This is a genomic window from Pantoea sp. E956-1 (genome assembly GCF_982223955.1).
This window is the reverse complement of record NZ_CEUYZP010000012.1, coordinates 16,477-37,866: the sequence shown is the minus strand read 5'-3', so window position 1 is coordinate 37,866 and position 21,390 is coordinate 16,477. Positions and strand designations below refer to the sequence as shown.

The window sequence follows — 21,390 nt, the reverse complement described above, 5'->3', positions numbered from 1 at the left end:
TTTTCAAGATGCTCAATATTAAATCGGCAATTCGGATGAAACAATGAAACAACTCGATCGGGCAGAGATTTCTGCCAGCACGCTCTACATCGTTCCAACCCCGATTGGTAATTTGGGTGATATCACCCAGCGGGCGCTGACGGTGCTTTCGAGCGTCGATCTGGTCGCTGCGGAAGATACACGTCATACCGGACTGTTGCTACAACATTTCGCCATCAATGCGCGACTCTTCTCACTTCATGACCACAACGAGCAGCACAAGGCTGAACTGCTACTGACGAAGCTGCAGGAGGGGCAAAGCATAGCCTTAGTTTCTGATGCTGGCACGCCGCTCATCAACGATCCGGGCTACCATCTGGTGCGCCGCTGCCGTGAAGCGGGCATCCGTGTGGTACCGCTGCCGGGTGCCTGTGCCGCCATTGCTGCATTGAGTGCTGCAGGACTGCCATCCGATCGTTTCTGTTACGAAGGGTTTCTGCCCGCCAAAACCAAAGGCCGTTGCGACGCCCTGCGGGCGCTGGTGCAGGAGCCGCGCACGCTGATTTTCTATGAGTCGACCCACCGTCTGATCGACAGCCTGCAGGATATGGTGAGTGAGCTGGGTGCCGAACGCTACGTGGTGCTGGCGCGCGAGCTGACCAAAACCTGGGAATCCATTTACGGTGCACCGGTCGGCGAGCTGCTGGCGTGGGTAAAAGAAGATGAGAATCGTCGCAAAGGCGAGATGGTACTGATTGTCGAAGGGTACAAAGTCGATGATGAAGACGCGTTACCGGCTGATGCGCTGCGTACGCTGGCGCTGCTGCAAAAAGAGCTGCCGTTGAAACGCGCGGCTGCGCTGACCGCTGAGATCCACAGCGTGAAGAAAAATGCGCTTTATAAGTATGCGCTGGAGCAGCAAGAGGCGTGACAAACGCCGGCGAATGTCCTATTATCCCGCGCCGAAGCTGACCAGACAGTCGCCGCTTTGTCGTCGTCCTCACTTGTGGGGAGACGGGCAGAGGGGAGGAAAGTCCGGGCTCCATAGGGCAGGGTGCCAGGTAACGCCTGGGAGGCGCAAGCCTACGACCAGTGCAACAGAGAGCAAACCGCCGATGGCCCAGAAATGGGATCAGGTAAGGGTGAAAGGGTGCGGTAAGAGCGCACCGCGCGACTGGCAACAGTTCGTGGCACGGTAAACTCCACCCGGAGCAAGGCCAAATAGGGGTTCACAAGGTACGGCCCGTACTGAACCCGGGTAGGCTGCTTGAGCCAGTGAGCGATTGCTGGCCTAGATGAATGACTGTCCACGACAGAACCCGGCTTAACGGTCAGCTTCGACTTTTTATCAAAAACCCCGCTTCGGCGGGGTTTTTGCTTTGTGGTGCGCGGTGACAGGATGAATGACTGCCCACGACGCTTTCTAAGAAAAGAACGCGGCTTAACGGTCAGCCTCGGCTTTTTACCAAAACCCCGCTTCGGCGTAATGCTGATCAGTTAAGATTAGATTTGTAAAGGCTGTCACGGTCAAACGTGGCAGCTTTTTTTCCGGGCGGGCGAGCCGCAGTGCGGGCCTGAGCAACTCTGCTGCTGCCGGGCCGTCCTCGCGCCGCTCACGCGGTACCTTCGGCTTTGACGTCGTGCCGACGAACCGTTCGGGGATCGGCTCTCCCTGGCCGGCCCCGAACGGTCCACGCTTCCCGGCGTGGACTTCTGGCCCACCGTCACGCCTCAGCGCTGCGGATAGCCCTTTCAGCAGCAGCGGCGCGAGGACCGCCAGCCCCTGAGCGGCACCAGACTGCGTTATCACCTGTCGTTAACTGACTGGCATTACCGCTTCGGCGGAGTTTTTGCTTTGTGGGGTATGTGCAGGCGGCGGTCTATTTCGAAGTTTGGTGCATCATGCTCAGCGTCCCTGAGTAGACGACTATAAAGAATGAAAAACTTTTTGTATGTACATCAACAGCAATTACAGCTTGATATACATCACAAAGTCGAAGCATTACCTATATAGCAAAATATTCGATACTGGGAACAGGGACAGCTAATGCCGTTGCATCATTTTTTCGCAGGTTACCGTGCAGCTGATATTCACTAAATAGAACTTTTCCTGTGGTTTGTGCTTATTGTTATTGTGGTTAAATTTTGTAATATTCCTCACAGGGAAAATGGAAATTAAATAGAGGGAATTATGATTCGTGGATTTGTGAGGTACCCAATTTGAGCAATCGTGGAGAAATCCTGGATTCATTCCGATTTGGTTCAGAAAACGGGATTAGGCATGGGCTTCTTTATTCAGGAGTGCCTGGCTGGCTTGATATGGGTCACGCTCGCGGAGATGATGTTCGTAAACTTATGGCACAGTTCTCCACTGGTGAAGCTGGCAGCGATTCTTATTACCGGGTGCGTTATGAACAAACTATGGGGATCAGCCGGTTTGCTACTGGTCGCTTTAATGTCTGGGAGATAAAAAAAGGGAGAACTCTCACAGAAAGGCAGAGTATTGCATTGGCGATGATGATGAGTACTGCTGTCGCTTTTGAAAATTGGCAGTCAATGCCCTGGTTCAGTTGGTATACTGATAGCGGTTTCAGTGGCGAGGATCTTGTATCGGACTTATTTGGTTTCTATAAAGTTAATTATCCCCGCGTATATTGGGGAGAACTTAAGATTGCCAGCAAAGAATCAGCCCTACGCCGATGGGACCATTATGGACCGATTAGTCGTTATAAGAACACGGGTTTTTTACCCTAGTTATTTCCTGATCCTATAGAAAAATTCACCTGCCCACGCCCTTATAAAGGTCAGCTTCCGCGATTTATAAAACAGGTTATGCCATATAAATTTACTCCGAATGATGACATAGTGCGACGGTCTAATGATAAAGCCGGAATCATTAACGCATTTCAGTAAACAGAGAGTGAAAATGTTAAAAAGGATCGCTGCAATTGGCGCTGTCATCATCATTATTTTTCTGTTGATTGATTGTAGTATGCAGAAGGTGGCTGAACGGGATGAAGGTTACACTCAGTCAAATCTATGGGCATATTATCTATACACTGACAGGGATATCAGGTGGGCCCCACGTGCATCTGAATCATATCATTTTACGTTTACCGCGCAGGATGGTAGTCAACCGCAGGAAAGTAGTATTGTTTACAGCACGGATGCTCCTTTAGTAGAGGTAAAAAATTATCTGGCGTCCTTAGGTTACAGGGCGGTGGAGCATAATGGATTGTCTGAAAAATGGGAAAAGGAAGGCAATGTTACGCCTTACTTCTATATATCTCATGACAGCAAATCACATTCGCTAACGCTAAGTAAGGTAGATTTTCGCTGACAATCTTCAGGGACCCAATCTCCAGCACTAATCAAGCGACTCTTCCCCCCAAAAACAGATACGCGACGTGTGGTTAAAGCAATCTGCCTGAACGGTCAGCATCGGCCTTTAACCAAAAACCCCGCTTCGGCGGGGTTTTTGCTTTGTAGGGTATGTGCAGGCAGCTTAACCGCGGCCGTGCGGCTCATCCCAGTCAAACGCCGGGCCAAGCGAAATGACGCCGTTCGGGTTGATGGTCTTATGGCTGCAATAGTAGTGATGACGAATATGCGGCAGATTAACCGTCTCCGCGATACCCGGCATCTGATAGATATCACGCAGAAAGCCACTCAGGTTTCTGTAGTCACCGATGCGATGGCGATCGCATTTAAAGTGGGTCACATAGACCGGATCAAACCGCACCAGCGTAGTCCACAACCGCAGATCCGCTTCGGTCAGTTGATCGCCAGTAAGATAGCGATGCTGGCCTAAAATCTGCTCCAGCCGCGACAGCGAATGGAACAGCGCAGTGACTGCCTCGTCGTAAGCGGACTGCGAAGTGGCAAAACCCGCTTTGTAAACGCCGTTGTTCACGGTGTCGTAAATCCAGCCGTTCAGTTCATCAATCTTTTCTTGCAGAGCAACAGGATAATAATCCCCGGCGCGGGCACCGACAGCATCAAACGCACTGTTGAACATGCGGATGATATCGGCAGACTCATTGCTGACGATGGTGTTCTGCTGCTTGTCCCACAATACCGGCACGGTTACGCGGCCACTGTATTGCGGATCGGCGTGCAGATAGAGCTGATAGAGGAACTCATTCTGGTAGAGCTTATCGCCGGTCGCATCCTGAAAACTATCATCGAAGGTCCAGCCATTCTCCAGCATCAGCGGATGCACCACGGAGACATCGATCATGCTATCCAGGCCCTTCAGCTGGCGCATCAGCAGCGTGCGGTGCGCCCAGGGGCAGGCCAGCGAGACATAAAGATGATAGCGGTCGCGTTCGGCGGCAAATCCCGCTTTACCTACCGGACCGGCGCTGCCATCCGCGGTAACCCAGTTGCGGAAAGCCGACTCTGAACGCTTGAAGCGTCCGCCGGTAGATTTGGTGTCGTACCAGGTGTCATGCCAGACACCGTCAATTAACTGTCCCATAATGGCTCCAATGCAAACAGGGCGGGGAAATGTCCCCGCCCTGCTAAGTATATGTGGCATTACGCTTTATGTGAGATTAGCGCGCAATCGCTGGCTGCGGTTTTCTTTTGCTGATCAGGCGATCAATGCTGTATGCACCAGGACCCACCAGACCTAACACCAGGAAACCACCGGCGATAGAGAGGTTCTTCATGAACATCAGCTGGTTCACGCCTTCGGCAAAGTTACTGTGGAACAGAAACGCGGTCAGGATGGTGAAGCCTGCAGTAAACAGGGCAGTGAAACGGGTCAGGAAACCAAACAGGATAGCCAGACCGCCGCCAAACTCCAGCAGGATAACCAGCGGCAGCATAAAGCCAGGGACGCCCATTGCTTCCATGTATTGCTGAGTGCCTGCATAACCAGTGATTTTGCCCCAGCCAGCCGCAATGAACAGAATTGGCATCAGGATGCGAGCCAGTAACAAACCAACGTCTTCGAATTTTTTCATCATTTACTCCAGCGCTATCAGGGATACAGGGCAGGTTGCCCGCAGGGTTTATGCCCGCTGAAAGCAGTGTTGCATTCATTGGGTTGATGGCTGGAGATGATAGTCGCGGAGTGGAAAGGTTGTAAGCGAGATATACTGTCAGTGTTTTTCAGAAATTCTGATGAAGAAAAGCCGGCCTTTTCAGGGCCGGCTTTTAGCAGAATTAACGCGGTGGAAGCGCTGACTTAATCATACGCCAGGTACTCCACGCGCCGAATCCCCGTTTTACCCAGCGTAATAGCATGTTGGGACTGCGAACGGAGTAGATGGCCAGCGCGCTGCTGCCAATAGCCAGATAGCGACGTAAGCTGAGGAAGGTGAACCAGCCGCGATCGTAGTGGGCAGTGCCTTCAAGCCAGTCACGCCGCGCAGCGCTTAAATCCAGCCGCTCCTGCTGCACATGCTTAAGCAGTTCATGGATGCGTTCTTCACGCTCGCGGCGGCTCATCAGCGCTGGTCCTCAAGCAAATCACGGTCGGTTTCCAGCTCTTTACGCGTGTGGCGCAACAGCGTGGACTGACGTGATTTGTGAAGCGTCCAGAGCCCCAGAATAACCGCCAGCAATAACAGCGTCCCGGTCGTGATGCCAATGGCCATCAGACGGTACTGTGCATCCACTGCCCAGATGATGAGCACCATCAGGCTCATCAGACCAAATGCAGTGAACAGCATTGTCAGGCCAACCATCAACAGCAGCTGAATCAGGTTAGCTTTCTCATGCTCCAGTTCCACCACTGCCAGACGAACGCGCGTCTCGACCATGCCAACCAGCGTGGTAACAATACGCTGACCGATGTTAATGACCCCTTTAGCCGGGCCGTGGTTATGCTGTGAGTCAGCCATAATTATCGACGCGAAATGAGCATGCCCAGTGCGACGCCAATCGCTGCACCGATACCCACACCATGCCAGGGATTTTCACGCACGTAGCCTTCGGCTTTTTGCGCCGCTTCGCGGGTGGTTGCAGCAATACGCTCGCTTGATTCGCCCAGGCGTTCACGTGAGCTATCGAGCGCCACACGCGCTTTATTGCGAAGTTTATCCAGCTCGCCTTTTGATTTTTCAGTGCTGCTGCTCAGCACCTCTTCCAGGGTATCGGCAAGGTTTTTCAGTTCAGCACGCAAATGTTCCGATGATGTGTCTTTAGACATAAAATACTCCTTTAACATCAGTTGGTTAATTCCGATTAATAGGGCTCCGCCTGTAACTTTTTCAGTTCCCGGCGCGCTTCATCCAGTTTTTGTTGTCGCTTAGCAATCTTCTCCTTGTCATGGCCCTCTTCACGCTCTTCCCTGAGTGCGTGTTCACGCTCAGCAACTTTCTGTTTCTGCGCGTTAATTCTTTCCAGATGAGCTGCCTCGAGCTTTTTATCACTGCAATCTGCCCGGACTTCAGTCAGCGCGCGCTCCAGACCATTAACCCGACGCTGGTTGTTATGCTTCTGCGCCATGTCGATCTCGCGCTGAATATCCTGCTCTTTCTGCTCGCACAGCGACTCCGCCGCCAGCAGCGAACCCGACAGCGAAAACAGCGCGATTCCCAGTAATACTTGATATTTCATCGGTCCTGGACCCTTCCATTGCGACCTGATCCGTCATCATCCGCGTAATGATAGGGCTGCGGGTGCTCCGGATCGACTCTCGGTTAAGCATAGACACCCATAGTAAAAAGTTCAAAGAAGACCGGGAGATAGAGCGCCTTTCAGGCCGCCATACCCTGGCGCGGCGGTCTGAAAAGGAGAAGGACGTCGGGAGATTACGCCAGTGAGAGGTGCTGAGAGTGCTCGTGCTGCGCCACAATAAAGCCCTGTGGCAGCAGACGGCGTAACACTTTCTGTGCCGCCAGACTCTGCTCTTCGCTATCAAAATGGATAATCAGTGCATCACCCGCAGGCGTGATGCTTTTGATCCGAATACCCTGCGCACTTAATTGCTGATAGAGATAAAAACCATCGGGCAGGGTTGCGCCAGCATGGGAAACCCGAATCTGCACCACCGTCTCGTGCTTCATCAGACCAGGGACCACACAAAGCGCGGCCAGCGCAAACGCGCCAGCGATTAACCACGGTAACCACCGTTTAGGAATAGCCTGCAGCAGTTTCATTACTCGGCTTTCCCGTTCTGATTCGCCTGACGCTTACGCCATAAAACCACCAGCGATCCCACCAGCCCAAAGACCAGCAGCGCCAGCGGCAGCATCATCAGGAAGAACATCATCTCATCTTCATAACGACGGAAAATCGGGGTTTTACCCAACGCGAAGCCGATAACGGTCAGAATTACCACCCACAGGAACGCACTGACCCAGTTGAAGAACTGAAAGCGGGCATTACTGAGTCCTGACAGCCCGGCGATGGTAGGCAGCAGAGTACGCACAAACGCGATAAAGCGGCCAATCAGCAGGGCAGATAAGCCGTGGCGGTGGAACATGCTGTGCGCGCGTAAATGATACTGGGCGGGAAGATGCGAAAGCCATTTCTGTACCGTGGGCGTGTTACCCAGCCAGCGGCCCTGTATATAGCTCACCCAGCAGCCCAGACTGGCGCCGGTGGTTAAAACCAGAATCGTTAATGGGAAACTCATGGTGCCTTTAGCAATCAGTACGCCGACCAGAATCAGCAGACTGTCACCCGGCAAAAAAGCAGCGGGGAGAAGGCCATTTTCTAAAAACAAAATCATAAACAGCACGCCGTAAATGGCCCATACCAGCGTGGGATCGGAGAGGGTTTCATAGTCCTGTTGCCACAGGGCATGCAGCAACGCTTGCAAAATATCCATCAATCATTCCTGAACATCATTGTTAAACATGTCCCACAGGGACTTAAACGCAGACCGGCATTTCGTTATAAATTTTAGGAGCGCAGCCTGGGCGGGATTTTCCGGATCCTTCCAGAATTGATTGTTAAATCAGCGACTTTATAACCCCCTGTCGCAAAGGGTAATAAAAGGGCGATAACTGTAACAAAAATCGCCTGTCTGAGACAGGAAAACTCGCTGGCGAACAGGAGTTTTACCTTGTGAAAGGGCGTGTAAAAAGGAGCTTTACATGACCTGACACTATTGCAGATTAACTGACCGTCTCAGGGCATTTTCAGGCACTTTTAGCGGGCGTTATTGGACCCATCAGGCAGGATGACCGGATTTTCACCAAACATGTAACGATCCACGTTAAATTCAAAATCATCCGCTGTCGCGTTAAACAGCATCTGTTTAGTATTTTCCAGATGTTGCCACATCGCCAGTTTGCTGGCGGCGGGATCTTTACGCATCAGGGCTTTAAGAATTTGATCGTGGTCGTCGCACCAGCTAAGGATGCTGCGCTGGTCGATGTGTTCGTGAAGTTTGAGCCAGTAGGGATTGTGCAGGCGATGCAGCCACATTTTCTCAACGATGGCGGCCAGGGCACTGTTCTGGGTGGATTGCGCGATACGTACATGAAACTGCATATCCCACTCGGAGTCGCGGAAGTGATCCTCCTGGCGGGCTTTTTCCTGAATCGCCATCAGGTCGATAATGTCCTGACGCGTCACCTGAGTGGCAGCGAACTCCGCCACATTACTCTCAATTAGCTGGCGCGCCTGCAGTAATTCAAACGGACCAAACGTGGCGAACTCCAGCTGACTACTTGTAGAGGCGATACGGTTCTGCTGCTGGCTGGCAATGACGTGGATGCCCGATCCTTTGCGGACCTCAACATAGCCTTCGACTTCCAGCATGATGATCGCTTCGCGTACGACGGTGCGACTCACTTCCATCTCTTCGGCAATCAGGCGCTCAGCAGGCAGTTTGTCACCTACCGGGTAGATCCCGGTTTCAATGCGGCTTTTCAGCTCGCTGGCCAGCTGTTGATAAAGTCGACGGGATTCAGTGAAATCCATAGCACAATCCTGGTAGCAGACAGATAAGTTGTTATACCACTTCAGGACGTGCGAGGAAATGGGCTGGCTTACGCCAGCCCGGCAGATTAGCTGCGAACGGCGCTGGCCTGCGGAATAACGGCTTCGGCATTCAGCTCTGAAATGGGTTTATTCTTCAGAACTGTCCAGATAACGACGGCACCCAGCAGATCAAACACCGCCAGCGCGGCAAACAGCGGGCTGAAGCCCAGCGTATCGGCCAGTGCACCTACCACCAGCGCAAACATGGTACTGGCGGTCCAGGCTGCCATGCCGGTTAAGCCGTTAGCTGTAGCGACTTCATTGCGGCCGAAAACGTCTGAGGAGAGGGTGATCAGCGCGCCAGAGAGGGCCTGATGCGCAAACCCGCCGATGCACAGGAGACCAATGGCGACATAGGGGTTGGTAAACAGCCCGATCGTACCCGGCGCAATCATTAACACCGCACCCATGGTCACTACCATCTTGCGGGAGACAATCAGGTTAACGCCGAACCAGCGCTGAAACAGCGGCGGCAGATAGCCACCCAGAATGCAGCCGAAATCCGCGAACAGCATCGGCATCCAGGCGAACAGCGCAATCTCTTTCAGATTGAAGCCGTAAACCTTAAACATGAACAGCGGAATCCAGGCGTTAAACGTACCCCACGCCGGTTCTGCCAGAAAACGCGGCAGGGCAATACCCCAGAACTGGCGGTTACGGATAATTTCCAGCGCCGACATTTTGCGGGTGTTGCCGGTCTGATGCTGCGCTTCCTGACCGGAGATAATATAGTCTCGCTCTTCATCGCTCAGCTTCTTCTGCTGTTTCGGGTGCTTATAAAACACCAGCCAGCAGAGCGCCCATGCCATGCTCAGCACACCGGTCATGATAAATGCCAGCTGCCAGCTGTGCGCCACGATCGCCCAGACCACCAGCGGCGGAGCCAGCATCGCGCCGATAGACGAACCGACGTTAAAATAGCCCACGGCGACCGAACGCTCTTTGGCCGGGAACCATTCGCTGCTCGCCTTGAGACCAGCCGGGATCATTGCCGCTTCAGCCGCACCGACTGCGCCACGCGCCAGAGCTAAGCCGCCCCAGCTGCCCGCCATCGCCGTGGCGGCACAAAAGATCGCCCACAGCACCGCAAACACCGCGTAACCGACTTTGGTGCCCAGCAGATCCAGCACATAACCTGCCACCGGTTGCATCAGCGTGTAGCAGGCTGAATAGGCCGCAATTATGTAGGAGTACTGCTGCGTGGTGATATGCAGCTCTGACATTAATGTCGGGGCCGCCACGGCAATGGTGTTACGGGTCAGATACCCTAACACCGTACCGAGCGTCACCAGTCCAATCATGTACCAGCGTAACCCTTTGATCTTACGCATCCTCTACCTCTTCCAGTTCTGTATGCGGTCTTGCCGCTGTTGTTATCTGGAGCGGGACAGCACGTGATGCAGCTCTGCTCACGCCCGCAGGTTCTGTGTGAGCAACCCTGTTATGACCTTGCCATTTGTGAGTCGCTAACGACCTCACGATGGGGCGAGAGCCTAACTTGTTATACAACTTTAAAAGTTGAGAGCCATCACAAAAACCCTTTCTGCACTGTGGGATACTGGAAACCTGCGTAATGACAGCCATTTAGCGCGATGCGGGCGACAAGAACGTCCATAACGGCAGCCAGCCACCGCCGTTTATGTGAGCAGGATCGCAAATAAACCCGTAACGGACTAAAATTGGTATGATAACTTTGGGCCATCAGTGGTTCAGTCGATGAGGAAGCATGTATGTCACGTTTCATGACCGAAGATTTTTTGCTGGATACCGAATTCGCCCGTCGTCTCTATCACGACTACGCGAAGGATCAGCCGATTTTCGACTATCACTGCCACTTGCCGCCGCAGCAGATTGCCGAAAATTATCGCTTCGCCAACCTTTATGACATCTGGCTGAAGGGCGATCACTATAAGTGGCGGGCCATGCGCGCCAACGGTGTGGCTGAGGCGTTCTGTACCGGTAACGCCAGCGATCGTGAAAAATTTGACGCCTGGGCGCGCACCGTGCCGCACACCATCGGCAACCCGCTCTATCACTGGACTCACCTGGAGTTACGCCGGCCTTTCGGTATCACCGATACGCTGCTTTCTGAGAAAACGGCTGACAGCATCTGGCATCGCTGCAATGAACTGCTGGCGCAGGATAGCTTTACCACGCGCGGCATCATGCAGCAGATGAAGGTGAAGATGGTGGGCACCACTGACGATCCGCTGGATGACCTGCGCCATCACCGCGCGCTGGCAGACGATGCCAGTTTCAGCGTTAAAGTGCTGCCAAGCTGGCGGCCGGACAAAGCGTTTAATATCGAAGCGGAAACCTTCCTGCCGTGGATCGAGACGCTGGAGCAGCTGACAGACATCAGCGTGCAGCGTTTTGACGATCTGCGCAGCGCACTGCATCAGCGGCTGGATCACTTCGCGGCGCACGGCTGTAAAGTCTCCGATCACGCGCTGGATGTGGTCTGCTACGCTGAGGCGGATGACGCCACGCTGGATGCGATTCTGGCGCGTCGTCGCAGCGGTGCCACGCCCAACCCGCAGGAAACGGCACAGTTTAAAACGGCGGTGCTGGTCTGGCTGGGCAGCGAATATGCCCGCCGTGGCTGGGTGCAGCAGTATCACATTGGCGCACTCCGCAACACCAATCCGCGTCAGTACCAGCTGCTGGGGCCGGATGTCGGCTTCGATTCGATTAACGACCAGCCGCTGGCCGAACCGCTGGCACGCCTGCTGGGCGCGCAGAATCTCAATAATGCGCTGCCTAAAACCATTCTCTACTGCCTGAACCCACGCGACAACGAAGTGCTGGCCACCATGGCGGGTAACTTCCAGGGCGAAGGTCAGGCGGGCAAGATGCAGTTTGGTTCAGCCTGGTGGTTCAACGACCAGCTGGATGGCATGCAGCGTCAGATGACGCAGCTGGCGCAGATTGGCCTGCTGAGCCGTTTCGTCGGCATGCTGACCGACAGCCGCAGCTTCCTCTCCTACACCCGCCACGAATATTTCCGCCGGTTGCTGTGCCAGATGATAGGCCGCTGGGTGGAGCAGGGTGAAGCGCCAGCCGATGAAGCACTGTTAGGCCAGATGGTACAGAACATCTGCTTCAACAATGCCCGCGATTACTTCGGCATTGAGCTGGGAGCCTGATAATGAAAAGGCTAAACCGTCACGACTTTCCGGGCGCGGTCTATCGCGACCGGGTGATCCAGTTCGGCGAAGGCAACTTCCTGCGCGCCTTTATTGACTGGCAGATCGACTGGCTGAATGAACATCAGAGCACCGACGCCGGGATCGTGGTGGTGCGGCCGCGCAACCGTGAAGTCAGCGACAGCCTGAATCAGCAGGATGGCCTCTACACCACGTTGATCCGTGGGCTGAACGATCAGGGCGAGCAGGTCAGCGAAACCCGGCTGATCCGCAGCCTCAACCGTGAAATCCAGCCCTGGCAGCAGTTTGGCGAGTTTATGGCGCTGGCACGTAATCCGGATCTGCGCATGGTTTTCTCCAATACCACCGAAGCGGGCATCGCCTTTGTCGGCACGGATCAGCTTACCGATCAGCCCGCCAGCAGTTTCCCCGGCAAGCTGACGCAGCTGCTGTGGGCGCGCTATTCCCACTTTAATGGCGCCAGCGACCGGGGCTGGCTGGTGGTGCCATGCGAGCTGATTGACCATAACGGCGACACGCTGCGCGATCTGGTGCTGCGCTACGCCGATCAGTGGCATCTGCCCTCAGAATTTAAAACCTGGGTTCATCAGCACTGCGCGTTCTATAACACCCTGGTCGACCGCATCGTCACCGGCTTTCCGGCGGAAAGCGAGCAGCTGCAACGCGAGCTGGGTTATGAAGATCGCTATCTGGTGGCGGGCGAAGTCTATTATCAGTTTGTGATTCAGGGGCCGTCGGCGCTGTTTAATGAACTGAAGCTGGCGGCACTGTCGCCGCAGGTTCGGCATGTGGATGACATTGCGCCCTATAAAGCACAGAAAGTGGCCATTCTCAATGGCGCGCACACTGCCATGGTACCGGTCGCGTTTCTGGCCGGTATTGAGAGCGTGGGAGAGGCGATGGCCGATCCGGCTATCGCCGGATTTGTGGATAAGCTGCTGCGTCATGAAGTGATCCCGACGCTGGATCTGCCTGCCGATGAACTGCACGCGTTTGCCGATGCGGTACAGCGCCGTTTCCGCAATCCGTTTATTCGCCACGCGCTGCTGTCGATTGCCCTTAATGGCATGACCAAATTCCGCACCCGTCTGCTGACGCCACTCCTTGCCGCGCATCAGCAAACCGGCGAGTGGCCGACACATATCACCTTTGCGCTGGCCGCACTGATCGCTTTTTATCGCGGCGAGTCAGCCGGTAAAAGCTGGCCATTGCAGGACGAGCCGCAATGGTTACAGCGCTACGCTGACGCCTGGAAAGCACTTGATGCGGATCAGTTGTCACCGCAACAGCTGGTGGACGGCGTACTCAGCGACGCGCAACACTGGGGTGAAGATTTAACCCGTCAGCCCGGACTGGCTGCGGCTGTCACCCAACACCTGCAAAATATCATCGCCCACGGAATGCGTGAGGCGTTGAGCCAACTGAGATAACGCTATGCAAGACGCAATCAAAATTGATCCCCGCGACAATGTCGCCGTGGCGTTACGTGATTTAGACGCCGGCGCCACGATAGAGCTGCCGCCACTGAGTGTGGCGGTGCAACAGGCGGTCGGACGCGGGCATAAATTTGCCCTGCAGCCTATCGCGCAGGATGAGCTGGTGATCAAATATGGGCTGCCGATTGCCCATGCCACGCAGCCTGTGGCCGCCGGTGAGTTAATCCATTCGCAGAACGCCCGCACCAATCTCAGCGATCTGGATCAGTATGCGTATCAACCCGAGTTTGTGACGCTGCCGCCGCAGCCGGGTGACCGTGAGGTGCAGATTTACCGCCGTGCTAACGGCGAGGTCGGCATCCGCAATGAGCTGTGGATCCTGCCGACCGTTGGCTGCGTCAACGGCATTGCGCGTCAGATCCTGCAGCGTTTTCTGAAGGAGACGCAGGAGGCAGAAGACATTGACGGCGCGTTCCTGTTCAGCCATACCTTCGGTTGCTCACAGCTGGGGCAGGATCACGAAAACACCCGCACCATGCTGCAGAATATGGTGCGCCATCCTAATGCTGGCGCGGTGCTGGTGATTGGTCTCGGCTGTGAAAACAATCAGGTTGATGCCTTCCGTGACACCCTCGGCGCGTTTGAAAGCGACCGGGTCGAGTTTATGGTGTGCCAGCAGCATGACGATGAGGTAGAAGCCGGGCTGGAGCGGCTGCACGCATTGTATGAAAAAATGCGTCACGACCAGCGCGAGCCGGGCAAACTCAGCGAGCTGAAGTTTGGTCTGGAGTGCGGCGGTTCGGATGGTTTGTCTGGCATCACCGCCAATCCGTTGCTGGGACGTTTCTCGGACCAGATGATCGCCAATGGCGGCACGACCGTACTGACCGAAGTACCGGAAATGTTTGGCGCAGAACGGATTCTGATGAGTCGCTGTCGCGACGAGGAGACCTTCAGCAAAACGGTGGCGATGATCAACGACTTCAAACAGTATTTTATCGATCACCAGCAGCCGATCTACGAAAACCCGTCACCAGGCAACAAAGCGGGCGGTATCACCACGCTGGAGGAGAAGTCGCTGGGCTGTACCCAGAAAGCGGGGCAGAGCCAGGTGGTCGATGTGCTGAAGTATGGCGAACGGTTAAAAACGCCGGGGCTGAATCTGCTGAGTGCGCCGGGCAATGATGCGGTCGCCACCAGTGCGCTGGCAGGTGCCGGTTGCCACATGGTGCTGTTCAGTACCGGACGCGGCACGCCTTATGGCGGTTTTGTGCCAACGGTGAAGCTGGCCACCAACACGCCGCTGGCGGAGAAGAAGCCACACTGGATCGATTTTAATGCCGGACGGTTGATTGAGGGAATGAGTATGGATGCGATGCTGGAAGATTTTGTCGACAGCATTGTGGCGATTGCCAGCGGTCAGCCGACCAACAACGAGAAGAACGATTTCCGCGAGCTGGCGATTTTCAAAAGCGGTGTGACGCTTTAAACGAAAACGACCCGCTAAAGTGCGGGTCGCTTGAGATCGTTGATAAAGTCCGGCTCTGTGGCGGTGAGACCGAGCCTGCGAAGGGAACACGGTCAGATCGGAAAGTCGCAAAGGCCGTCATCCATGACACGCTCGGCCCGCGCCATCCCTGGCGCGGGACGCTTTCCTCTTCTGCCCGTGTTCCCTGCGCGTTGAGTTTATCCGTTGCGGCTGGATTAACCCTGATATGGGCATAGCAGCAGTCTTACGCGATCCGTAATTATTCATACGGGTCGCCATTTTGATGTTAACTGAATCAGGCCCGGCTGGTTTTGCGATCTGCTTCAGCCTGACAGACGGCTGCGGTAAACAGAATATCGGTTGAGGAGTTCAGCGCGGTTTCCGCCGAATCCTGCAAGACGCCGATAATAAAGCCGACCGCCACCACCTGCATTGCCAGATCATTCGGAATGCCAAACATGTTGCAGGCCACCGGGATCAGCAGCAGCGAACCGCCCGCCACGCCAGAGGCACCACAGGCACAGAGTGACGCCACCAGACTCAGCAGAATCGCACTTGGCACATCAATGCTGATCCCCAGCGTATGCACCGCCGCCAGCGTCAGCACGGTAATAGTGATCGATGCCCCCGCCATACTGATGGTTGCGCCCAGCGGAATTGACACCGAATAGGTATCCTCATCCAGATCCAGACGTTTCGCCAGTGCCATATTCACCGGAATGTTGGCGGCAGAACTGCGGGTAAAGAAGGCAGTCACGCCGCTTTCGCGCAGGCAGGTAAAGACCAGCGGATAAGGGTTACGGCGGATTTTGCTGAATACCAGCAAGGGATTCACCACCAGCGCCATCAGCAGCATACAGCCGATCAGTAACGTCAGCAGATGGGCATATTGCCACAGCGCGCCAAAGCCGGTAGATGCGAGGATCGAGGCCACCAGACCGAAAATACCGATCGGTGCGCAGCGAATCACGCAGCGTACCAGCCAGGTCACCGCATGAGAGGCATCATTCAGTAAGGTGCGGGTGCTGTCACTGCTGTGACGGAACGCCAGTCCGAGGCCGATTGCCCACACCAGAATGCCGATGTAGTTGGCATTCATCAGGGCCGTGATCGGATTCGACACCATGCTCATCAGCAGTCCGCGTAACACTTCGGTAATGCCGGATGGTGGTGTGATTTCTGTGGTGCCCACCGCCAGCGTCAGCGTCTGCGGGATAAGATGGCTGAAGACCACCGCGACCACCGCCGCGAAAAAGGTGCTCAGCAGATAAAGCATAATAATTGGCCGGATATTGCTCTTCTGGCCCTGCTGGTGGTTGGCAATCGAGGCGATTACCAGCATCAGTACCAGCAATGGCGCGACCGCTTTCAGCGCACTGACAAACAGTTCACCCAGCAGACCGACCGCGATAGCGGCATCGTGTGAAATCCAGGCGAGCGCCACACCGGCGATCAGCCCAATCATGATTTGCTTCACCAGGCTTCCGGCGAGCAGCGTGCCCAGACGTGTGGAGAGAGTTTTCTGCATAATATTTTCTATATTTTGTCGCGGATGTAGTTTCAGACGCGATGTTTTGCATCGGCTAAAACGGTTTGCCCGGCGGAGTATAAGGAAAAGATCGGACGAGAAAAGAGAAAGTTCTGTCACTGTGGAGCAGGTCAGATTTTTATTATGCTGGATAGTAGAAGTGTGACAGAGGGATGAAATGGCGTCACAGGCTGCCACAAAATAAAACAGGGGCATCGGCTGCCCCTGCAGGTAATTATGGTGCGAGCTTTTTCTGGTCTCTTTTGCGGTTAACCCAGGCATTAATCAGCAGGGTTGATGCCAGAATGGCACCGACCACACCCAGCGAGATACCGACCGGGATATGGTAGAGGTCGACAATCAGCATCTTAAAGCCGATGAACACCAGCACAATCGCCAGGCCATACTTCAGCATCGAGAACCGTTCCGCCACGTTTGCCAGCAGGAAGTACATGGCACGCAAACCCAGGATAGCGAACAGGTTTGAGGTCAGTACAATAAACGGGTCGGTGGTCACGGCGAAGATTGCCGGGATACTGTCGACCGCAAAGATCACGTCGCTGATTTCCACCATGATCAGCACCAGCAGGAGTGGCGTCGCAAACAGCACGCCGTTTTTGCGGGTGAAGAACTTCTCGCCATCGAGATCGTCAGTCATGCGCAGATGCTTACGCAGCCAGCGCACCACAGGTTTTTCGCCCACCGCGCTATCATCCTCTTTCGCCAGCGCCATTTTCACACCGGTGAACAGCAGGAAGGCACCGAACACATAGAGGATCCAGCTGAACTGCGTGACCAGCCAGCTACCGGCGAAGATCATGATGGTACGCAGCACGATAGCGCCTAATACTCCATAGATCAGCACCCGGCGCTGCAGATTGGCCGGAATAGAGAAGTAACTGAAGAGCATCAGCCAGACGAAGACGTTATCCACCGCCAGCGCTTTTTCCAGCACGTAACCGGTCAGGAAGGCGAGCGTCTGCGTGTTAGCAACTTCACGTCCCGCGTTGCCCTCCAGATACCACCAGAAGGCGGCGCTGAACAGCAGTGAGACTGAAACCCAGATCAGCGACCAGATGGCCGCCTGCTTGAAAGACATGGTCTGCGCGCCACGGCGTCCCTGCAACAGCAGGTCGATAGCCAGCATGATAAGCACCACAACCGCAAAGCTGCCCCACAATAAAGGCGTACCCACAGTTTGCATATTCGTATCCTGTCCGAAAAATAAAAAAAAACGGCTGAAGTCAGAAGACGTCAGCCGCTTACTTTTTTGTAAGCAAACCTCGCCTTCCGGCAAGGTCTCACTTACAACACAGAAATCGATTCCGGGTTGCCTGATGACCGGATGCTTTCGCATCGTAATGACGATCAATCAGCTTACAAGTTACTCCCCTTTGCAGGAGGCTAAGTTACGGTTTAGCCGCACAGGAAGCAATCACTCTCAGTCATATTTAGAAATATTTACACAGCAGGCTGGTCGGCCGGGAAGATTACGCCGGTCTGGCGGCGGATCTCAGTCAGCAGTGACGCAGTTATCCGCGAAACCTCAAGCGAAGGGTGGTCCACCTGACGCTGCTCAACCAGCCGGGCAAAAGCGGCGGCCTCATACAGCATGGTGTTGATATGCTGCGGCTGACTTAACGTCTGCTTTTCCGCGCCGCGCGGCACAAAGGTCAGTTTCTGGCACTCCGATAACTTTTCTATCACCAGCGCGCCTGCTTCACCCTGAATCTCGCTGGGGAGGCTGGAATCACTCACCTTCGAATGCAGAATCGTCACGTCGAAATCGCCGTAGCTCAGCACCACCACGCCGTGCGCGTCAACGCCGCTGGCAAGGAGGGTTGCGCTGGCCTGCACGCGATCTGGCGCACCCCACAGCGCTACCGCCGAGGCCAGGCAGTAATAACCAATATCCATAATTGAGCCATTCGACCAGCGCGGATCAAAGGTATTGGGATTCTCACCGTTGAGATAGCGTGGGTAACGTGAGGAGTACTGGCAGTAATTCAGCAGCGCTTTTCGCAGTTTACCCACGTCAGGCAGTGCCTGCTGCAGCCGCAGGAAATTCGGCAGGCTGGCGGTTTTAAACGCCTCAAACAGCACCACCTGATGCGCATGGGCGCAGGCAATCATCTGCTCCACTTCTGCCAGGTTAGAGGCCAGAGGTTTTTCGCAAATCACATGCTTGCCGTGCGACATAAACAGCAGCGCCTGCTGGCAGTGCAGGGCGTTGGGGCTGGCCAGGTAGACCGCATCGATCTCCGGGCTGGCGGCCAGGGCTTCCAGTGAGGTAAAGGTCTGTTTGCAGGGATAATCGGCGATAAAGGCCTCGGCCTGCTGCTGACTGCGTGAATAGACCGCACAGAGCTTCATCGCTCCGGTTTCATGAGCGGCATCAATAAACTGGCGTGTAATCCAGTTTGTTCCCACAATGGCAAAACGAATCACGTCATCTCTCCGGCAGCTGTAAAGCGGCAGAGTACCATCTCATCCACGCTGTGCAATGGTGCCGGGCGGGCAGGGATTGATCCTGCGATCCGCATTCCAATAATATGCGGAAGCGATGATGTTTATGCACCAACCAGGGAGCGCAGGTGAAAGCAAGTAAGCACGCATTAAACTGGACCACACTCCTGCTCGCCATTCCGGTCGGATGTGCGGCGTCGCTGGTGACGCTGGCTTTTCGCGGCGTGATTGAGCTGATCAACCATCTGCTGTTTGCCCGCAGTGGCGAAATTACCGAATCCCTGCATCTCTGGCCGTGGATCTTCTGGCCGCTGCTGGTGGGTGCAGGCGGCGTTCTGGCAGGCTATTTTCTGCGTTATGCCGTTGCCATTGAGCAGCAGCAGACGGTGAAAACGGATTATCTTGAAGTGATCAACGCCCGGCTCGATGCGGTGCCGACCAAAACCTCACTGTTCCGCGCCTTATCGTCGATTGCCAGTATTGGCAGCGGCGCGTCGATAGGTAAAGAGGGGCCGATGGTACAGCTCTCGGCACTGTGCGGCAGCGCGATTGGCCGCCTGTTACCCGCCTCACTTAACCTGAAAAACAGTGACGTGGTGGCGATGGCGGCGGCGGCGGGACTCGCGTCGGTTTATCATGCGCCGCTGGCGTCGGCGATTTTTGTGGCGGAAATCGCTTTCGGTATTTCTGCGCTGCAGCGGCTGATCCCCCTGATTATCGCCTCGGCGACGGCGGTGATGACCATGTGGACGCTGGGTTTTCGCAGCGCGCTCTATCCGCTTGCAGACGCGAACTTCGCCATGGATCTCAGCAGCCTGCTGATGACGGTGGTAATTGGTCTGTGCGCCGGTCTGGCGGGCTGGATCGTGATTAAATGCATCGCCCGCAGCAAAGTGCTGTTCAGCCGGGTCGCCTCCCTGCCGCTGCGCCTCGGGGCGGGCGGCTTTGCGGTTGGCTTACTGGCGCTGATCTCCACTGATATCCTCGGCAACGGCTACGAGGTGATCGTCAAAGTGATGGCAGGGCACTACCTGCTGCCGGGTCTGCTGCTGCTGCTGGTGCTGAAAACCCTCGCTACCAGCCTGTCGGTAGGATCGAACGCCGTCGGCGGACTCTTTACCCCTTCGCTGCTGATTGGTGCGCTGCTGGGGGTGATCATCGCGACGGTGGGGGCGGCGCTGCATCTGCCGCTCGGCAATGTGCTGCTCTATGCCGCGATTGGTATGGCGGCGGTGCTGGCGGCGGTCAGTCAGGCGCCGTTGATGGCGATGCTGATGGTGCTGGAGATGACGCTCAACAGCAGCCTGCTGTTTCCGCTGATGATCGCCACGGTGCTGGCGTCAATGGTGGTCTATCGCCTGCAATCCGCCAGTACTTATCCGGTCGTGAGTCATCACTTCAGCCGTTCAGAAGCGAAATATGATTTCGATAACATGCGCATTGCCGAGTTGATTATTGCGGGTGCGGCGTTGCAGCCGGAGGAGTCGGTGGGGCAGGCGCTGGCGGTCAGCTCCCTGAAGCGTGAACGCTATGTTTATGTGATCAACGCTGCGGGCGCTTTCCTCGGCGTGGTCTCGATTCATGAGATTTCGCGCCGGGTGCTGGCCCAGGAAATCACCCTCGACTCACCGGTGGCGTGCGTGATGGATCAGGATTTCCCGGTGGTGTATCAGAATCAGAGTATGCGTGAGGGATGGGAAGCCTTTGCGGCGGTGACGCTGGAGCGGTTGCCGGTGCTCAACAATCCGCAGGAACGGCGCTTTCTGGGCGCGCTGACCAAAACCAGCCTGATTCAGAAAGCGCAGGAGTTTCTTTAAGCTGCGTTGCCGCGCATCGCCTGGTCCGTCATCCACAGTCGTGCATCAAATTCGAGCTGGTGATAATCCGGCTCCATATGGCAGCAGAGCTGGTAGAACGCCTTATCGTGATCTTTCTCTTTAAGGTGTGCCAGCTCATGCACCACGATCATCCGCAGAAACGGCTCCGGCGCGAGGCGGAAAAAGGTCGAGATACGGATTTCCGCTTTCGCCTTAAGCTTACCGCCCTGAATCCGTGAGATGGCTGTGTGCAGCCCGAGTGCATGCTTCATCACCTTAATCTTGTTATCCCACATCACTTTGCTGATCGGCGGCGCATTGCGCATATAGCGATTTTTCAGCGCCTGCGTGTAGTCATACAGCGCTTTATCACTCATGACGTCGTGGGTGTCGGGATAACGTTCCTGCAGGAACGCACTTAAGCGCTGATGGGCGATCAGCGACTGAACCTGCTCAAGAAGGGGGGCAGGATAACCCTGAAGGTAGATCAGTGAGGACATTAGGGATTCCAGGCGAAAGACAGTATACTGCGCCCCCGATTTTGGGGCGAAAATCAACCAAA

At 55.2% G+C, this 21,390-nt stretch carries 20 protein-coding genes, 1 other RNA gene and 1 pseudogene; 8 read left to right on the top strand and 14 right to left on the bottom strand.

From position 1 onward, the window contains the following. Window positions 1–43: 43 nt before the first annotated feature. From rsmI to AC0T7J_RS21490, 4 genes and pseudogenes are all read left to right on the top strand, one after another. Complete coding sequence (rsmI, locus tag AC0T7J_RS21505; RefSeq protein WP_045139595.1) at window positions 44–910, top strand: 16S rRNA (cytidine(1402)-2'-O)-methyltransferase; 867 nt, start codon at window positions 44–46, stop codon at window positions 908–910. A gap of 33 nt (window positions 911–943) precedes the next feature. Next, window positions 944–1,322: RNase P RNA component class A (gene rnpB, locus AC0T7J_RS21500), an RNA gene on the top strand. 877 nt (window positions 1,323–2,199) lie between these two features. Then, window positions 2,200–2,892, top strand: a pseudogene (locus AC0T7J_RS21495) (hypothetical protein). A gap of 13 nt (window positions 2,893–2,905) precedes the next feature. Continuing rightward, window positions 2,906–3,319: a hypothetical protein gene (locus tag AC0T7J_RS21490; protein WP_473796880.1), complete on the top strand. Its 414-nt coding sequence runs from the start codon at window positions 2,906–2,908 to the stop codon at window positions 3,317–3,319. Window positions 3,320–3,484: 165 nt separating this feature from the next. Here the strand turns inward: AC0T7J_RS21490 and AC0T7J_RS21485 are convergent, their stop codons facing one another. The 10 genes from AC0T7J_RS21485 to AC0T7J_RS21440 form a co-directional block, all read right to left on the bottom strand. Next, the gene (locus AC0T7J_RS21485) at window positions 3,485–4,459 is read right to left on the bottom strand and encodes a glutathione S-transferase family protein (RefSeq protein WP_473796877.1); all 975 of its coding nucleotides are present in this window, start codon (window positions 4,457–4,459) and stop codon (window positions 3,485–3,487) included. Between the two features lie 76 nt (window positions 4,460–4,535). Further along, window positions 4,536–4,949, bottom strand: coding sequence for a DoxX family protein (locus AC0T7J_RS21480; protein ID WP_473796874.1), 414 nt, complete (start codon window positions 4,947–4,949; stop codon window positions 4,536–4,538). Window positions 4,950–5,151: 202 nt separating this feature from the next. Then, entirely contained in the window at window positions 5,152–5,436 is a 285-nt protein-coding gene (locus AC0T7J_RS21475; protein WP_473796871.1) for a YqjK-like family protein, read from the bottom strand. After that, complete coding sequence (locus tag AC0T7J_RS21470; RefSeq protein ID WP_010256529.1) at window positions 5,436–5,831, bottom strand: phage holin family protein; 396 nt, start codon at window positions 5,829–5,831, stop codon at window positions 5,436–5,438. The genes AC0T7J_RS21475 and AC0T7J_RS21470 overlap by 1 nt, the downstream gene beginning before the upstream one ends. A gap of 2 nt (window positions 5,832–5,833) precedes the next feature. Continuing rightward, entirely contained in the window at window positions 5,834–6,139 is a 306-nt protein-coding gene (locus tag AC0T7J_RS21465) for an ElaB/YgaM/YqjD family protein (RefSeq protein WP_010256532.1), read from the bottom strand. A 35-nt stretch (window positions 6,140–6,174) separates the two neighbouring features. Beyond that, window positions 6,175–6,549, bottom strand: a complete 375-nt coding sequence (locus AC0T7J_RS21460) for a DUF1090 domain-containing protein (RefSeq protein WP_473796867.1) — start codon at window positions 6,547–6,549, stop codon at window positions 6,175–6,177. Window positions 6,550–6,743: 194 nt separating this feature from the next. Next, window positions 6,744–7,091: an EnvZ/OmpR regulon moderator MzrA gene (gene mzrA / locus AC0T7J_RS21455; protein WP_473796864.1), complete on the bottom strand. Its 348-nt coding sequence runs from the start codon at window positions 7,089–7,091 to the stop codon at window positions 6,744–6,746. Next, on the bottom strand, window positions 7,091–7,765 hold the full coding sequence (locus AC0T7J_RS21450; RefSeq protein ID WP_003850219.1) for a DedA family protein: 675 nt from the start codon (window positions 7,763–7,765) through the stop codon (window positions 7,091–7,093). The genes mzrA and AC0T7J_RS21450 overlap by 1 nt, the downstream gene beginning before the upstream one ends. Window positions 7,766–8,088: 323 nt before the next feature. Then, window positions 8,089–8,865 (bottom strand): transcriptional regulator ExuR, encoded by a 777-nt coding sequence (gene exuR, locus AC0T7J_RS21445; protein WP_022623920.1) that lies wholly within the window; start codon window positions 8,863–8,865, stop codon window positions 8,089–8,091. A gap of 86 nt (window positions 8,866–8,951) precedes the next feature. Then, on the bottom strand, window positions 8,952–10,256 hold the full coding sequence (locus AC0T7J_RS21440) for an MFS transporter (RefSeq protein ID WP_473796861.1): 1,305 nt from the start codon (window positions 10,254–10,256) through the stop codon (window positions 8,952–8,954). 399 nt (window positions 10,257–10,655) lie between these two features. Between AC0T7J_RS21440 and uxaC the strand changes: the two genes are divergently transcribed. Genes uxaC through AC0T7J_RS21425 form a run of 3 tightly spaced genes read left to right on the top strand, consistent with a single transcriptional unit; the run spans window position 10,656 to window position 15,017 of the window. Next, window positions 10,656–12,071: a glucuronate isomerase gene (gene uxaC, locus AC0T7J_RS21435; protein WP_473796858.1), complete on the top strand. Its 1,416-nt coding sequence runs from the start codon at window positions 10,656–10,658 to the stop codon at window positions 12,069–12,071. Between the two features lie 2 nt (window positions 12,072–12,073). Then, window positions 12,074–13,522: a tagaturonate reductase gene (locus AC0T7J_RS21430; RefSeq protein ID WP_473796855.1), complete on the top strand. Its 1,449-nt coding sequence runs from the start codon at window positions 12,074–12,076 to the stop codon at window positions 13,520–13,522. 4 nt (window positions 13,523–13,526) lie between these two features. Continuing rightward, entirely contained in the window at window positions 13,527–15,017 is a 1,491-nt protein-coding gene (locus tag AC0T7J_RS21425; RefSeq protein ID WP_033769824.1) for a UxaA family hydrolase, read from the top strand. 295 nt (window positions 15,018–15,312) lie between these two features. Here AC0T7J_RS21425 and sstT read toward each other — a convergent pair whose 3' ends face one another. From sstT to AC0T7J_RS21410, 3 genes are all read right to left on the bottom strand, one after another. Further along, window positions 15,313–16,545 (bottom strand): serine/threonine transporter SstT, encoded by a 1,233-nt coding sequence (gene sstT / locus AC0T7J_RS21420; protein ID WP_473796851.1) that lies wholly within the window; start codon window positions 16,543–16,545, stop codon window positions 15,313–15,315. 235 nt (window positions 16,546–16,780) lie between these two features. Continuing rightward, entirely contained in the window at window positions 16,781–17,749 is a 969-nt protein-coding gene (locus tag AC0T7J_RS21415) for a TerC family protein (protein ID WP_473796848.1), read from the bottom strand. A gap of 257 nt (window positions 17,750–18,006) precedes the next feature. Continuing rightward, window positions 18,007–18,993, bottom strand: a complete 987-nt coding sequence (locus AC0T7J_RS21410) for a Gfo/Idh/MocA family protein (protein WP_473796845.1) — start codon at window positions 18,991–18,993, stop codon at window positions 18,007–18,009. Window positions 18,994–19,139: 146 nt separating this feature from the next. Here AC0T7J_RS21410 and AC0T7J_RS21405 point away from each other — a divergent pair, with 146 nt between their 5' ends. Further along, window positions 19,140–20,828: a chloride channel protein gene (locus tag AC0T7J_RS21405; protein WP_473796842.1), complete on the top strand. Its 1,689-nt coding sequence runs from the start codon at window positions 19,140–19,142 to the stop codon at window positions 20,826–20,828. On the opposite strand, the gene AC0T7J_RS21400 is transcribed toward AC0T7J_RS21405, so the two are convergent. After that, window positions 20,825–21,328: a M48 metallopeptidase family protein gene (locus AC0T7J_RS21400; protein ID WP_473796839.1), complete on the bottom strand. Its 504-nt coding sequence runs from the start codon at window positions 21,326–21,328 to the stop codon at window positions 20,825–20,827. The two genes, AC0T7J_RS21405 and AC0T7J_RS21400, sit on opposite strands and share 4 nt — an antisense overlap. Window positions 21,329–21,390: the final 62 nt, after the last annotated feature.

What these genes read in the sequence shown, in the direction of transcription:
- exuR (WP_022623920.1), bottom strand. Translation starts at nt 8,865, where the DNA reads ATGGATTTCACTGAATCCCGTCGACTTTATCAACAGCTGGCCAGCGAG.
- AC0T7J_RS21465 (WP_010256532.1), bottom strand. Translation starts at nt 6,139, where the DNA reads ATGTCTAAAGACACATCATCGGAACATTTGCGTGCTGAACTGAAAAAC.
- AC0T7J_RS21490 (WP_473796880.1), top strand. Translation starts at nt 2,906, where the DNA reads ATGTTAAAAAGGATCGCTGCAATTGGCGCTGTCATCATCATTATTTTT.
- AC0T7J_RS21400 (WP_473796839.1), bottom strand. Translation starts at nt 21,328, where the DNA reads ATGTCCTCACTGATCTACCTTCAGGGTTATCCTGCCCCCCTTCTTGAG.
- AC0T7J_RS21415 (WP_473796848.1), bottom strand. Translation starts at nt 17,749, where the DNA reads ATGCAAACTGTGGGTACGCCTTTATTGTGGGGCAGCTTTGCGGTTGTG.
- AC0T7J_RS21440 (WP_473796861.1), bottom strand. Translation starts at nt 10,256, where the DNA reads ATGCGTAAGATCAAAGGGTTACGCTGGTACATGATTGGACTGGTGACG.
- AC0T7J_RS21470 (WP_010256529.1), bottom strand. Translation starts at nt 5,831, where the DNA reads ATGGCTGACTCACAGCATAACCACGGCCCGGCTAAAGGGGTCATTAAC.
- AC0T7J_RS21450 (WP_003850219.1), bottom strand. Translation starts at nt 7,765, where the DNA reads ATGGATATTTTGCAAGCGTTGCTGCATGCCCTGTGGCAACAGGACTAT.
- sstT (WP_473796851.1), bottom strand. Translation starts at nt 16,545, where the DNA reads ATGCAGAAAACTCTCTCCACACGTCTGGGCACGCTGCTCGCCGGAAGC.
- mzrA (WP_473796864.1), bottom strand. Translation starts at nt 7,091, where the DNA reads ATGAAACTGCTGCAGGCTATTCCTAAACGGTGGTTACCGTGGTTAATC.
- AC0T7J_RS21425 (WP_033769824.1), top strand. Translation starts at nt 13,527, where the DNA reads ATGCAAGACGCAATCAAAATTGATCCCCGCGACAATGTCGCCGTGGCG.
- uxaC (WP_473796858.1), top strand. Translation starts at nt 10,656, where the DNA reads ATGTCACGTTTCATGACCGAAGATTTTTTGCTGGATACCGAATTCGCC.
- AC0T7J_RS21480 (WP_473796874.1), bottom strand. Translation starts at nt 4,949, where the DNA reads ATGAAAAAATTCGAAGACGTTGGTTTGTTACTGGCTCGCATCCTGATG.
- AC0T7J_RS21485 (WP_473796877.1), bottom strand. Translation starts at nt 4,459, where the DNA reads ATGGGACAGTTAATTGACGGTGTCTGGCATGACACCTGGTACGACACC.
- AC0T7J_RS21475 (WP_473796871.1), bottom strand. Translation starts at nt 5,436, where the DNA reads ATGAGCCGCCGCGAGCGTGAAGAACGCATCCATGAACTGCTTAAGCAT.
- AC0T7J_RS21430 (WP_473796855.1), top strand. Translation starts at nt 12,074, where the DNA reads ATGAAAAGGCTAAACCGTCACGACTTTCCGGGCGCGGTCTATCGCGAC.
- AC0T7J_RS21460 (WP_473796867.1), bottom strand. Translation starts at nt 6,549, where the DNA reads ATGAAATATCAAGTATTACTGGGAATCGCGCTGTTTTCGCTGTCGGGT.
- rsmI (WP_045139595.1), top strand. Translation starts at nt 44, where the DNA reads ATGAAACAACTCGATCGGGCAGAGATTTCTGCCAGCACGCTCTACATC.